Annotated in this window: 9 protein-coding genes; 8 read left to right on the forward strand and 1 reads right to left on the reverse strand. The window is 39.2% G+C overall.

What is annotated here, in order from left to right:
- The first annotated feature begins 11 nt into the window (after nucleotides 1-11).
- The 8 genes from B4F31_RS16300 to B4F31_RS16335 all read left to right on the forward strand — a co-directional run bounded on the left by B4F31_RS16300 (nucleotide 12) and on the right by B4F31_RS16335 (nucleotide 13,531).
- Complete coding sequence (locus B4F31_RS16300) at nucleotides 12-1,475, forward strand: RagB/SusD family nutrient uptake outer membrane protein (protein WP_075325443.1); 1,464 nt, start codon at nucleotides 12-14, stop codon at nucleotides 1,473-1,475.
- 12 nt (nucleotides 1,476-1,487) lie between these two features.
- The gene (locus B4F31_RS16305; protein WP_093304544.1) at nucleotides 1,488-3,569 is read left to right on the forward strand and encodes a hypothetical protein; all 2,082 of its coding nucleotides are present in this window, start codon (nucleotides 1,488-1,490) and stop codon (nucleotides 3,567-3,569) included.
- Nucleotides 3,570-3,581: 12 nt separating this feature from the next.
- Nucleotides 3,582-5,228, forward strand: a complete 1,647-nt coding sequence (locus B4F31_RS16310) for a family 16 glycosylhydrolase (RefSeq protein ID WP_093304542.1) — start codon at nucleotides 3,582-3,584, stop codon at nucleotides 5,226-5,228.
- A 255-nt stretch (nucleotides 5,229-5,483) separates the two neighbouring features.
- Nucleotides 5,484-7,760, forward strand: coding sequence for a beta-glucosidase BglX (gene bglX / locus B4F31_RS16315; RefSeq protein WP_286761764.1), 2,277 nt, complete (start codon nucleotides 5,484-5,486; stop codon nucleotides 7,758-7,760).
- 2 nt (nucleotides 7,761-7,762) lie between these two features.
- Nucleotides 7,763-8,521, forward strand: coding sequence for a glycoside hydrolase family 16 protein (locus tag B4F31_RS16320; RefSeq protein WP_075325446.1), 759 nt, complete (start codon nucleotides 7,763-7,765; stop codon nucleotides 8,519-8,521).
- A gap of 121 nt (nucleotides 8,522-8,642) precedes the next feature.
- On the forward strand, nucleotides 8,643-10,001 hold the full coding sequence (locus B4F31_RS16325) for a 3-keto-disaccharide hydrolase (RefSeq protein ID WP_075325447.1): 1,359 nt from the start codon (nucleotides 8,643-8,645) through the stop codon (nucleotides 9,999-10,001).
- 2 nt (nucleotides 10,002-10,003) lie between these two features.
- Nucleotides 10,004-11,344 (forward strand): Gfo/Idh/MocA family oxidoreductase, encoded by a 1,341-nt coding sequence (locus B4F31_RS16330; RefSeq protein ID WP_286761765.1) that lies wholly within the window; start codon nucleotides 10,004-10,006, stop codon nucleotides 11,342-11,344.
- Nucleotides 11,345-11,446: 102 nt separating this feature from the next.
- On the forward strand, nucleotides 11,447-13,531 hold the full coding sequence (locus B4F31_RS16335; protein WP_075325449.1) for an ATP-binding protein: 2,085 nt from the start codon (nucleotides 11,447-11,449) through the stop codon (nucleotides 13,529-13,531).
- Between the two features lie 423 nt (nucleotides 13,532-13,954).
- Here B4F31_RS16335 and B4F31_RS16340 read toward each other — a convergent pair whose 3' ends face one another.
- The gene (locus B4F31_RS16340) at nucleotides 13,955-14,542 is read right to left on the reverse strand and encodes a riboflavin synthase (RefSeq protein ID WP_075325451.1); all 588 of its coding nucleotides are present in this window, start codon (nucleotides 14,540-14,542) and stop codon (nucleotides 13,955-13,957) included.
- Nucleotides 14,543-14,644: the final 102 nt, after the last annotated feature.

Raw genomic sequence — 14,644 nt, forward strand, 5'->3', positions numbered from 1 at the left:
AAAATCGCACAATGAAGAGATATAACAACATATTCAATAAAATGCTTCTTCTGCTCCTGCTGGCTTTCAGTTTTGGTTGCAGCGAAGATTATTTGGAAAAAACCGAAGAATACAATATAGATTCTGAGAATTATTTTAATTCTGAAGAAGATTATTACAACGCGTTAATTGGCGTTTATGATATTTTACAATCTACTTACGTAAATGTATTGCTGGGCGAAATTGCTTCAGATAATACATTAAGTGGAGGTGAAAGCGCCAATGATGTTATAGGCTTTCAACAAGTAGATGAAATGACGCATACTCCTGTAAACGATAACCTGGACGATGTTTGGGATTGGAATTTTGCCGGGGTACAACGCGCAAACTATGTTTTGGAATTTCAGGACAAAACAGATTTTGAAGGTCTCGAAATGATTATTGCTGAGGTTCGTTTTTTACGTGCTTATTTCACTTTTGAATTGGTAAAATGGTTTGGGCCAATTCCAATAAAAGGAGATGAGCGTTTTGTATTAGGAGATGAGACTTCTGTTCCAAGAGCTTCTACCGAAGAAGTTTACGCGCAAATTGAAAGCGATTTACAATTTGCTATAGAAAACCTTAATTATGCTGCACCTGAAACTGGTAGAGCAACCAAAGGAGCTGCAATGGCTTTGCTTGGTAAAGCGCATTTATATCAGGAAGAATTTGATGAAGCTGCAAATGTGTTGACAGATTTGATCGAAAATGGTCCTTACGCTTTAGCAGATTTTGATACTCTTTTCTTACAGGAAGGTGAGAATAACGAAGAATCGGTTTTTGAGGTGCAATACACCGGTGAAGAAGGAGCAGGTTTTGGATGTTTACAATGTAGTGAAGGTAATGTAGCCGTAGGTTTCCAGGGAATAAGAAATTATTCGGGTCCTGTTTTTGAACCTGGTTTCAGTTTTAATGTTCCTACTCAGGAAGCATACGATTTGTTTACAGAAGATGATATTCGTAGAGATCTTTCCATTTTAGATATCGAAGCCTGGGCGGCAGAAACCGGCGCAACTTATGCTGAAGGCTACAAACACACCGGTTATTTTAACCGAAAATACCTTCCAAGAGAAAATGATAACGTAGGTGATGCTAACCTTACCCAGCCTAATAATTACCGTTCTATTCGTTATGCCGATGTTTTATTAATGGCTGCTGAAGCCCTGAACCGTGGCGGAATAGACGATAGTGAGGCTAGAACTTACCTTAATGAAGTTCGTGAGAGAGCAGGGTTAGATGGAGTAGATGCTGCAGGAAATGCACTTACCGAAATTATTTACGAAGAAAGAAGAAAAGAATTAGTAGGCGAAGGTCACCGTTTCTTTGATTTGGTAAGAACCGGCAGAGCCGCAGATAACATTGAAGGATTTACTGCAGGGAAAAATGAACTTTTCCCTATTCCGTTAGAAGAAATAGAATTTTCTCAGGGCAACTGGGAGCAAAATCCGGGATACTAAAACATTAGAATTATGAAAAGACATTATAAAATAATTTTTGCATTCCTTCTTGCTCTACCATTTTTTGGCTGCGAGAGTGATGACGATGCCCTTGTAGATCTTGAGCAGGTACAGGCACCGGCAAATTTGGGTGCAACATTTCAAATAACTCAAGATAATTCCGGTTTGGTAGAGATTACCCCAACCGGTGAAGGAGCTGCGGTGTATACCGTAGATTTCGGTGATGGTTCTACTCCTGCAGAAGGGATTAAAGTAGGAGATGCCGTAGAACACGTTTATGCAGAAGGTGAATATGAAGTAGAGGTTACCGGGACTCATATTAACGGTAAAATGACTTCGGGAATTCAACCTTTAACCGTTTCTTTCCTTGCTCCTGAAAACCTGGAGGTGGATATTACAAAGAATACTGATGGATATTCGGTTTCTGTTTCTGCAGCAGCAGATTATGCTGCAATGTTTGAGGTTTACTTTGGTGATGAAGAAGATGAGGTGCCAACCTTACTTATGCTAGGAGAATCTATTACTCATACCTATGCTGAAATAGGAACCTATGATATTAAGGTAATTGCCCTAAGTGGTGGTACAGCAACGGTTGAATATACAGAAACTGTAGAAATGAATGGACCAGTTCCTGCACCTACTCCCAATAAATTACCTGAAAGTGTTATCTCACTATTCAGTAATACTTATACAAATGTACCAGTAGATACCTGGCTCACGGATTGGTCAGCTGCAGAACTGGAAGAAACGGACATTGAAGGAAATGATATTAAGAAATATACTGATTTAAATTATGCTGGAATTTTAACTGAAAGCACTCAGATTGATGCAACTAACATGACTCATTTACGTACTGATATTTTCTCTCTAGATGCAGAAACCTTTAAAGTTAAACTTGTAGACTTTGGACCTAACGGTGTTTATGATGGAGGTGGTGATGATGTTGAGCATGAAGTGGTAATTGAGGACATGCCCCAGGGAGAATGGGTAACTCTTGACATTCCTCTGGAAGACTTTACAGATTTAACCACCAGAGCACATATTTCTCAATTGATTTATTCAGCTACACCTGAAGGTGAGACTACTGTATTAGTAGATAATGTATTCTTTTATGATGAAAGTGTACAGGTGCCAACTTCGCCGGTAAATGCCGCTCCGACCCCAATTCATTTAGAAGAGGATGTAAAGTCAATATTTAGTGATAAGTATTCAGATCCCGCAGGCGTTGACTATTATCCAGATTGGGGTCAATCAACAACCTATGAAGTGGTTTCTGTAAATGGAAATGAGGCGATTAAATATGGCAACGCAAATTATCAGGGAATTGATATTGGAGAGGCTATAGATGTAACTGCATTTGAATCTGTTCACATAGATGTTTGGTCTGGAGATTACTCCTCAATACCATTCTTTCTTATTTCTTCTGGTTCAGGAGAAAAAAGTGTAAACTTGAATGTAACTCCAAATCAATGGAACAGTATTGAAATTCCCTTGTCTGAATTTACCAGTCAGGATCTTAATATAAGCGATATTTTTCAGTTCAAATTTGATGTGGGAACTGCTCCCGGTGGTGCTTTTTATATTGACAATCTTTATTTTTTTTCAGAGAGTGATGCAACTGCTGTTACATTACCGGCGACTTTTGAAAACTCTTCTTTAACCTATTCTCTAACTCCTTTTGAAGGAGCAGATTCTGCAGTTGAAGAAAACCCTTTTCAAGAAGGCATCAATACCAGTAATACTGTTGTGAGAAGTACAAAAACCGAAGGTGCCCTATTTTACGCTGGTACAACACTTCAGTTAGACGGTCCCATAGAATTTAACGGAAACAATAAAATTAGCGTAAAAGTGTATTCACCAAAGGCTGATATTCCGGTTAGAGTGAAATTAGAAAATAACGATGACTCTGGAATATTTGCCGAAGTAGATGCTATTACTACTGTAGCCAATCAATGGGAAGAATTAGTTTTTGAATTTTCAGATGAGCAAATTGTGCAGGAATATTCTAAAGTGATTTTATTCTTTGAAATTATTGAAGGTGTAGCAGGTGACGGCAGCACTTATTATTACGACGATATTCAACTTACGAATTAAAAAAGAACACAAATGAAAAATATATTTAAAACAAGTCTTGCGGTACTTTCGCTGGTTTTTTTCAGCGCCTGTTCCAACGACGATTATGATATAGGTGATATTACCACACCTTCTAACCTTAGTGTTAGCGCTGAAGTGGTAGGGCAAACTGAGGAAATGCCTAATGGCGACGGTAGTGGAGCGGTAAGTTTTAGCGCCAGCGCCGATAACGCCATGACCTACAAGTTTATTTATGGTGATGGTTTTGAAGAAGTTTCTGCTTCTGGAGAAACCACCCATAGTTTTAACGAGAACGGTGTAAATGATTATACAGTAACAGTTGTGGCATCTGGTACAGGGGGAGTTTCCTCGAATATGACCACCACCGTAACTGTCTTTAGTGATTTTAGCGATCCGGAAACTAAGGAATTGCTTACCGGCGGAAGTTCAAAAACCTGGTATGTAGCAGCTTCACAGCCGGCTCACCTGGGAGTTGGGCCAAGCTCTGGAGAAGGATTTACGGCTCCTATATATTATGCCGCTGCTCCTTTTGAAAAAGCCGGCGCAGATGTTAGTTCTTGTTTCTATACCGATGAAATGACGTTTAGCCTGAACGAAAATGATAATATAGTTTATAATTACAATAACAATGGGCAAACCTTTGTAAATGTTGCTTACACCGGTGATTTTGGTGGAGATGGTTCTGAAGACCAGTGTCTTGATTTTAGTAATACTGGAGACTTTAGTGCTTCTCTATCTCCTTCAACGTCTGGATTGCCAGAAGATGCTACTACCGGTACGGTAATTAACATCGCTGGCGGCGGAACGATGAGCTACTATGTAGGTTCAAGTTCTTACGAAGTTCTTAATATTACACCAACTACAATGGATGTTAGGGTAATACCGGGTAACGATCCTGCTTTGGCCTGGTATTTAAAATTCACCACTTCCCAGGGCGGAGAAGAAGAGCCTGAAGAATTTCAAACCGAATATGAAAATCTTGTTTGGGAACAGGATTTTGATACCGATGGCCCTGTAGATAGCAGTATCTGGAATTTTGAGATCGGTAATAATGGTGGTTGGGGAAACCAGGAATCTCAATATTATACCGAGGATAACGCAATAATAGAAAATGGAAACCTGGTAATTACTGCAAAGGCAGAAGAAACCAACGGCTTTGATTATTCATCTTCAAGAATAACTACAAAAGACAATTTTGAATTTCAATACGGAAGAGTAGAAGCTCGTGCTAAGTTACCTGAAGGAGCCGGAACCTGGCCTGCAATTTGGATGCTGGGATCTGATTTTGATGAAGTGGGTTGGCCTGAAACTGGTGAGATAGATATTATGGAGCACGTGGGAAACCAACAGGATATAATTCATGGTACCCTTCATTATCCGGGTCGATCTGGTGGAAATGCTGATGGGAGTTCTATAGAAGTTCCCGGTGTAAGTGACGAATTCCATACCTATACGGTAGAATGGTCTCCCGAAAGGATACTATTTCTTGTAGACGGTGAAGTATACCATACTTATGCGAACAATCCTGATTCTCCATTTAATAAAGACTTCTTTATAATTCTAAATGTAGCGATGGGTGGAACTTTTGGCGGAGAGATTGATCCGGCATTTGATGAACGCTCCATGGAAATTGATTACATCAGGGTTTATCAAGAGTAACAAAATTTATGATAAGACTGCCTGATTACTGTTATTGTTTTCTGAATTTACGGTTGAAGATTATTTGTTTGTAGGCCACAAACTTAACTTCTTAAACACACTTCAGGCAGTTTTTTTATTCGCTAATCGTATGTCGCTTTAATGCCGGGAGTGGTGAGACCTGCCCAAATTATTTAGATGGGCTGTGCCTCGCAATTAAATTTTATTTTCCAATTATGCCTCCTGGGCATGTCCCGAGGTAGATTACTTCAAATTATGAAAAAACTAAATTTATTAGGGTGTTTCCTGTTAGGCTGTTTTATGGTCAAAGCACAGGATTCAACTATAAAAAGTTCGGTTAAAAATGTAGAAGCCAAAGTAGATTCGGTTTTAACGTTAATGACCCTCGAAGAAAAAGTAGGACAACTTGTACAATATAACGGGAGTTGGGACCTTACGGGACCTGCTTCTGAAATGAATAATAAACAAAAGGAAGAAAATCTTAAAGCCGGTAAAGTAGGTGCTATGCTTAATGTACTTTCGGTAGATGCCACCCGGGAAGCACAAAAGCTCGTAATGGAAAACTCCCGACTTCAAATTCCGTTGATGTTCGGGTATGATGTAATACACGGGTATACTACTATTTTTCCTGTGCCGCTGGCAGAAACAGCTAGCTGGGACCTGGAAGCTATGGAGAGAACGGCAGAAATTGCAGCATTAGAATCTGCGGCTAACGGGGTTAACTGGACTTTTTCGCCTATGATAGATGTTTCTCGAGATGCGCGTTGGGGAAGAATTATGGAAGGTTCTGGGGAAGATCCTTATTTAACTTCCAAAGTTGCGGTAGCCAAAGTAAAGGGCTATCAAAGTGAAGATCTTGCAAATCCGCGCAGTATAGCCGCTACAGCCAAGCATTTTGCAGGTTACGGTTTTGGTGAAGCCGGCCGGGATTATAATACGGTGCACATTGGAGAGAACGAACTGCATAATACTATTCTTCCTCCATTTAAAGCAGCAGCCGATGCAGGAGTTGCTACTTTTATGAACGCTTTTAACGATTTAGACGGAATCCCCGCAACCGGGCATAAAACCCTACAAAGAGATATTCTTAAACGGGATTGGGACTGGAACGGATTTGTAGTTTCAGATTGGGGTTCTATTCCAGAAATGATTGCTCACGGAATTGCAAAAGATAAAAAGGAAGCTGCTAAAATCGCCTTAAATGCCGGTAGCGATATGGATATGGAAGGTGGCGCTTACGAGTCTAGCCTCGTAGATTTGGTTGAAGAAGGAGAAGTAAGCGAAGATTATATAAATGATGCGGTGAAAAGAGTGCTAAGGGTAAAATTTAAACTCGGACTTTTTGATGATCCTTATTTATATTCTAATGCCAATCTTTTAGACCAGATATCTTTTGAAGAACATAAAGCTGTAGCTCGCGACGTGGCGAAAAAATCTATTGTGCTGCTGAAGAATGAAAAAGATTTACTTCCAATAAAAGAATTCGTCAAAAAGATTGCTGTTATTGGCCCGTTGGCCGATGATAAAGATACTCCAATTGGAAACTGGAGAGCACAGGGAGAAGCTAATTCAGCTGTTTCCTTGCTGGAAGGTTTGCAAAATAATAACGATGAAAATGTTGAAATCTCTTATGCTAAAGGAGCCGACCTGGGCGTTGGGGAACGAAGCTTTTTAATGCCTCTTGAGATTAATGAAACCGATAAATCGGGGTTTGAAGAAGCGATTAATACCGCTTCAGAAGCCGATTTGGTGATTGTGGCACTGGGAGAAGATGCTTTTCAAACCGGTGAAGGAAGAAGCCAGGTAAATATTGGTTTGGCCGGAGTTCAGCAGGAATTGCTGGAAGAAATTTATAAAGTGAATCAAAATGTTGTCTTGGTTTTAATCAACGGCAGACCTTTGGAAATTACCTGGGCAGCAGAAAATATTCCGGCTATTGTTGAAGCCTGGCAATTAGGTTCTGAAAGCGGAAATGCAATTGCCGATGTTTTACTGGGAGATTACAATCCTTCGGGAAAACTTCCGGTTTCTTTTCCGCGAGCCGTAGGCCAGGAACCGCTTTATTATAATCAAAAAAGTACGGGAAGACCATCCAATCCCACACATGTGACTTATTCAGGATACACCGATGAAAAGAAAGATGCACTTTATCCTTTTGGTTTCGGACTTAGTTATACCGATTTCGAATATGGGGATTTGCAACTTTCTTCAGAAGAAATGGATGCCAATGGAAGTATCGAGGCAAGCATAACTTTAAGCAACATTGGAAACGTTGAAGGAAAAGAGATCGTTCAGCTTTACTTAGGAGATCTTGTGGCGAGCACAACCAGGCCTGTAAAGGAACTTAAAGGTTTTGAAGCGGTAAACTTAGCTCCCGGGGAATCTAAAACGGTCACTTTCGAGATAGATGAAGAAATGCTTCAGTTTTATAACGCCAATAGAAAATGGGAATCTGAGGCCGGGGAATTTGAAGTTTTTATAGGCGGGAATTCTAGAGATCTTCAAAAAGCTACATTCAGTTTAAAAAAATAAAGATGAAAAAAAAGAATATAATATTGAGCGCGGTTCTATGTGCGGGTTTGCAGGTTTCTGCTCAGGAATTAATTTGGGAAGAAGATTTTGAAGGCGATTCGCTGAATATGGAAAACTGGAGCTACGAAACCGGTGACGGTTGTCCCGATCTTTGCGGATGGGGAAATAATGAGCGCCAGATTTATAGCGAAGATTATGTAGAGGTAAAAGACGGGAATTTAGTACTTACTGCCGATAAAGTTGGGGATAAGTATTACAGTGGGAAAGTAAATACCAAAGATAAATTTGAGTTTCAGTACGGTACTGTTGAGGTAAGAGCAAAATTACCCGATGGCCACGGACTTTGGCCGGCAATCTGGATGCTTGGAGATAATATTGATGTGGTAGGCTGGCCGGCTTCCGGTGAAATTGATATTATGGAATTTGTAGGGAGACAGCCCGACACTATTCATAATGCGCTGCACACTCCAGCAAGCCACGGTGATACCGAAAACATTAAAACCACGCCGGTAAAAAATGCAACTTCAGAATTTCGCGTGTTTAAAATGAACTGGACGGAGGATGCGATCACTTTTTATATTGACGGTGAAAAAACCTATACATTTTCTCCTTCAGAAAAGAATGAGGAAACATACCCATACAGGCACCCGTTTTATTTCTTATTGAATCTTGCAGTAGGCGGTAATTTTGGTGGGCCAGAAGTTGATGATTCTATTTTTCCGAAGCAGTTTTTAATAGATTATGTAAAGGTTTATAAATAAAAATCCCCCCCTTTTTTAGTAAGGCCGGCATACCAGTAGCGTATGCTGGCCTTTTATTTTAATGAATTGGCTGGTGATTAATAATTTATGTATATTTTACAGATATTTTAAATCCTACCTTATGAGAAACCTTTTTATTTTCCTGTTTTCAGCATTGGTATTCACAAGCTGTGCCGACTCAGAAAAAGATGCGACACCCTGGACCCAATTATTTAACGAAGAAAACCTGGATGGATGGACTAAAAAAGGTGGCGATGCCGAGTACCGGGTAGAAAATTCAGCAATAATTGGCACTACCCAACATAACACGCCCAACACCTTTCTTACTACTAATAAAAATTACGAAGATTTTATTCTGGAGGTGGATTTTAAGCTGCATCCCACTATGAATTCCGGGATTCAAATTAGAAGCAATAGTTTAGACAATTATATGGATGGTCGGGTACACGGGTATCAGGTAGAAATTGATCCCTCAGACCGTGCTTGGAGCGGTGGAATTTATGATGAAGCACGCCGTGGCTGGTTGGTGGACTTAGGCGAAAATTCTAAAGCTCAGCAGGCTTTTAAACAAAACGAATGGAATACCTATAGAATTGAGGCCATTGGCGACACTATTAAAACCTGGATAAACGGGGTTCCCGCTTCGCATTTAATAGATGATAAAACTTCAGAAGGGTTTATTGCCCTACAGGTACACAGCATTGGCGAAGATGCTGAGGCAGGCACCGAAGTAATGTGGAAAAACATTAAAATTCTTACCGAAGATTTAGAGAAATATAGCAAAGAAACTCCCCTGGAACCTGTAAAAACCAAAAACAGTTTAACTACAGCTGAAAAAGATAACGGCTGGGAAATGTTATGGGATGGTGAAACCACTGAAGGTTGGCGTGGTGCACGTTTAGATGAATTTCCGGAAGAAGGATGGAAAATAGAAGATGGAGTACTTACAGTGTTGGCCAGCGGTGGCGGAGAATCTGAAGCCGGTGGGGATATCGTTACCAAAGAACTTTATGGCGATTTTGAATTAAAAGTTGATTTTAAAATTACCGAGGGTGCCAACTCCGGCATTAAGTATTTTGTGGATACCGATCTCAATAAAGGTCCGGGTTCTTCAATAGGTTTGGAATACCAGATTCTTGACGATGAACGTCATCCTGATGCCAAATTGGGTAACCACGAGGGAAGTAGAACAATGGCTTCTTTATATGATTTAATTCAAGCCGATCTCGCTAAATCGGTTAATCCAATAGGAGAATGGAACACCGCCCGTATTGTTTCAAAAGATAAAAAAGTAGAACATTGGTTAAATGGCGAGAAAGTGCTGGAATATAGACGAAAAAGTGAAGAGTACCGCCAGCTGGTTTCTGAAAGCAAGTATGTAGACTGGCCAAATTTTGGAGAAGCCGAGGAGGGCCATATTCTGCTTCAGGATCATGGTAATAAAGTGAGTTTTAAAAACATTAAGATCAAAGCAGAATAAATATGAATTCACGAAGAGATTTTATAAAAAAAACAGCTTTAGGCGGAACTGCTCTTGCAGTTGGAAGTTCGGCAATGGCAATGAGCGCTAAAAGCTACCGCAAAATTATAGGTTCTAACGATAGGATTAATGTGGCTATAGCCGGTTTGGGAAGAAGGTTAGGTGCTTATTTTGATCCTATTGCTCGCAAAGATTCTAATGTAGAACTCCTGTATTTATGCGACGTGATGGAAAGTCAGCGGGTAAATGCATTAGAGCGTTTTTCAGAACATATAGATTACAAACCAAAACTTGAAAACGATATTCGTAAAGTTTTTGACGATAAAAAGGTAGATGCCATTATTAACGCTACACCAGATCATTGGCACACCCCGGGCTCTATTATGGCAATGAAAGCCGGGAAGCATGTGTATGTTGAAAAACCTTCCAGCCATAATATGTTTGAAAATGAACTGCTGGTAGAAGCTACTAAGAAATATGGAAAAGTGGTGCAAATGGGAAATCAGCAACGCTCTTCAAATCATACGATTGAAATTATAAAGGATATTCACGAGGGGGCGATTGGTGAAGTTTATAAAGCAGTGGCATTTTATACAAATGCACGTGGCGAGGTGCCAAATCAGAAAAAAGCATCTGTTCCGCATGGATTAGATTGGGATTTATGGCAGGGACCGGCACCAAGAAGAGAATACACTGAAGAAACCTGGGATTATAACTGGCACTGGTATGGTTATAATTATGGTACAGCCGAATCCGGAAATAACGGAACCCACGAAATGGATGTAGCACGTTGGGCATTACAGGTTGGAATCCCGCTACGCACCGATGTACAATCAGGAAAACGACATTTTAAAGATGACGGCTGGGAAATGTACGATACCATGGAGGCTACTTTTAAGTTTGCAGACAATAAGGTTATTCAGTGGGATGGTAAAAGCCGAAATGCCTACGATACCTACGGTGGCGGCCGCGGCACCATAATTTATGGTACCGATGGTGGCGTATTTGTAGACCGTGAGAAATATGTGCTTACCAATAGAAATGGTGAAATAATTAAAGAATACAATTCAGCATCTGATGAAGCCGGGACAGCTTTAGGGGGTGGAGGAGATATGTCTACAGCGCATATGCTTAATTTCTTTGATGGAATACGCGGCACAGCCAAACTAAATGCGCCCATAGATGATGCAAACATAAGTATGACCATGGTACACTATACCAATATTGCCGATCAATTGGGTAGAGGCTTTGATATAGACGATAAAACAGGAAGAATTTTTGACAGGGATGCGATGAAGCTTTGGGGCCGTGAATACGCCCCCGGGTGGAAACCTGAAATTTAACCTCTGGGTTAATTTTTCTATAAACTATTTTAGTAAAACCTTATCAAAATCATAAGTGCAGAGAGTTCTTATTTAATACCTTAGCCGCTCATAACGCCCCTTATGAATAATACTAAAATTGATGAGAATAAGGAGATAAAAAGGCTTCAAACCTTACTTTCCTATAATATTCTTGATACACCCTACGAAAAAGATTTTAATGAGCTAGCGCAGCTTATTGCCCTAATTTGCGATGTCCCCGTTGCTTTTATTGCAATGATAGACGATAAAAGACAGTGGTATAAAGCCAAGGTAGGTCTTGATGGCAGTGAAACACCGTTAGAAGAAACATTCTGCCAATATACTGTTAAGCAGGATGAACTGGTTGAAATTTCTGATGCTCGTTTAGATGAAAGGGTAAAAGATAATCCTCACGTTACTTCAGAAAATGGAATTCGGTTTTATGCCGGGATGCCTTTAAAGGCTGAAAACGGCCATAATATTGGGACGGTTTGCGTTGTAGATGGCAAACCAAGAAAGCTTGATGCCCAGCAAAGACAAGCCTTGAAATTACTTACCAACCAGGCAATGCACCTCATAGAAGCCAGGAAAAAGAATAAAAGTCTGGGAAAGGAATTAAATAGTATTCTCGAAAAACGAATCGCACGCACAGAAAAGAAACTCGAACTCAAAGAGAGCGAGAATAGATCCTTAATGCAGGCGATTAAAAATTCTAGCGGAGTTGTAGAATTTAAACCAGATGGAACGATAATTTCTGTAAACCGAAATTTTGAAGAAATTTCAGGATATACTGAAAAGGAACTGTTAGGGAGTCCTCATCATAAGTTTATTACTCCGGCCGATTATGCTGAAAATAAGCAACTATGGGCTTCTCTAAGAAAATGTGAATATAAAACGGGTCGTGTACGTAGAATCCATAAAGATGGATCTGAATTTTATTTACAGGCGTCTTATAATCCAATTCAGGACCTGGATGGGAATGTGATAAAAGTGGTAAAGATTTCACAGGATATTACTAAAGAAATTGAAGCAGAAATTTCTTTGGAAAAGGCCAAAGAAATGGCCGAAAGCCTTAATGAACAGAAAGATAACTTTATTGCAAATGTTAGTCATGAAATTAGAACACCAATTCACGCAGTTTTAGGATTTACCGATCTTTTACTGGAGAATGAAAAAGACGCGCATAAAACAAATTATTTAAAAGCGGTAAAAATCGCAGGAGATTCCTTGCTATTTATTGTAAATGATATCCTGGATCTTTCAAAAATGGATGCAGGCCTATTACAAATAGATAAAGATGTTTTTGATATTAGGGATGCCGTAAATAGAGTGTTTTCAATTTTACATTTAAAGGCGCACCAAAAGAAAATTGGGTTTGAACCGCATATTGAATTTAATGTTCCTGCTTTATTAATGGGAGATAAAAATAGACTTTCGCAGGTACTTATTAATCTTTTGGGAAATGCTATAAAATTTACTTCAGAAGGAAGTGTGAAATTATTTTTAAGTGTGACAAAAGAAACTGCTGATAAAACAATATTGAAATTTAAAGTTTCAGATTCCGGAATTGGTATTCCGAAGAATAAATTGGAGACTGTTTTTCAACGTTTCTTACAAGCAGATAAAAATACCTCTCAAAAGTATGGTGGCACAGGTTTAGGACTAAATATTTCCAGACAGTTGATAGAAAAACAGGGAGGAACAATTGAAGTAAAGAGTGAACCCGGAAAAGGAACCGATTTTATTGTTGAAATTCCTTTTGAAAAAGCCACTCAGGAAAAACAGCTTGTTAAAGATGCGAAAGATAATTTTGAGGAAAAGTATTCAGGAAGAATCTTAATTTGCGAAGACAGTGAACTAAATCAGCGATTGGTAAAGGCCCTTTTAAAAGGAAAAGGTCTTGAGGTAGATATTGCTTCTAATGGAGAAATAGCTCTTTCGTTTTTGAGGAAAAGCACTTATGACCTGATTTTTATGGATGTTCAAATGCCGGTCAAAAATGGGTATGACACTACGAAATTTCTTAGAAAAGAAATGGGGTTAAAAACGCCTATTGTAGCATTAACAGCTAACTTTATGGCTACCGAAAGACAAAAATGTGCTGAGGTTGGTATGGATGATTACCTGGCCAAACCTTTTCAGAAAAAACAATTGTTCGAAAAGGTTGAAAAATGGGTACAGGGATAAAAGGATTAAAATTTGCGCTGAATAGCCTGTACTAAATTATAGAGTTAATAGGGAAATAGATTAATTTGTAAAAATGGTTAAAGTATAGCAAATTTGTATTATTTTTATAAAGTATGCCCCGTACAAAAACCAACTTGCTAACTTTTACGTATATCTACTCCACAACAAAGTTTTTTGGCGAATAACATTAATGTAGTACATTACGCACGAATTATGAGGGTTGATGTGAGAAATAATTATTCTAAATATATACTTGTTTTAATACTCCTTTTTTTCTCTCAAGTAGTATTAGGACAAAATCCTCCAGAGCCTAGTCCAACTGCAATTCCTCCACCCCCAGGTCTTCCCATAGATTTTGGAATTTCAGCTTTAATCGCTGCTGGGTTAGCGCTGGGTATTCATCATATTAAGAATAGAAAATAATTACTTTAAATCCTGCAGGCGTTTAACGTATTTCCCAATAACATCAAATTCCAGGTTTACAATAGCTCCTTCCGTAAGGTTTTTAAATGTGGTATGTTTGTAGGTATAAGGAATTATAGCGACGCTAAATTCATTTTTCTTAGAATTTACAACAGTTAAACTCACGCCATTTACGGTTATAGAACCTTTCTCAATCGTAATATTTTGCAAAGTTGGGTCGTAGTCAAAAGTGAACTCCCAACTGCCGTCTCTCTCTTCTACCTTTTTGCAAATTGCGGTTTGGTCTACGTGTCCCTGTACAATATGGCCGTCTAAGCGGTCACCTAACTTCATTCCACGTTCCAGGTTTACCGGTGCGCCTTCAGCCAAATTCTTTAAATTCGTTTTTTCCAGTGTTTCGGCTACTGCAGTAACGGTATACTCATTATCCTTAATTGAAACCACAGTTAGACAAACGCCGTTATGCGCTACACTTTGGTCTATTTTTAATTCGGGCATCATTGCTGCTTTAATGTGAAAATGCATATTTCCCCCTTCGGTTTCTATGCGGCTTACTTCTCCTACTTCTTCAATAATTCCGGTAAACATATCTTTGGATTATTCTTACATTTGTGATGTAAAAATATAAATAAACACGGGAAGTTTAATGAAATAGCCCAGAACAAATCCAGATTTAATTTTGGATTGAAA

It is taken from the genome of Salegentibacter sp. UBA1130 (assembly GCF_002311535.1).
Lineage (GTDB): Bacteria > Bacteroidota > Bacteroidia > Flavobacteriales > Flavobacteriaceae > Salegentibacter > Salegentibacter agarivorans.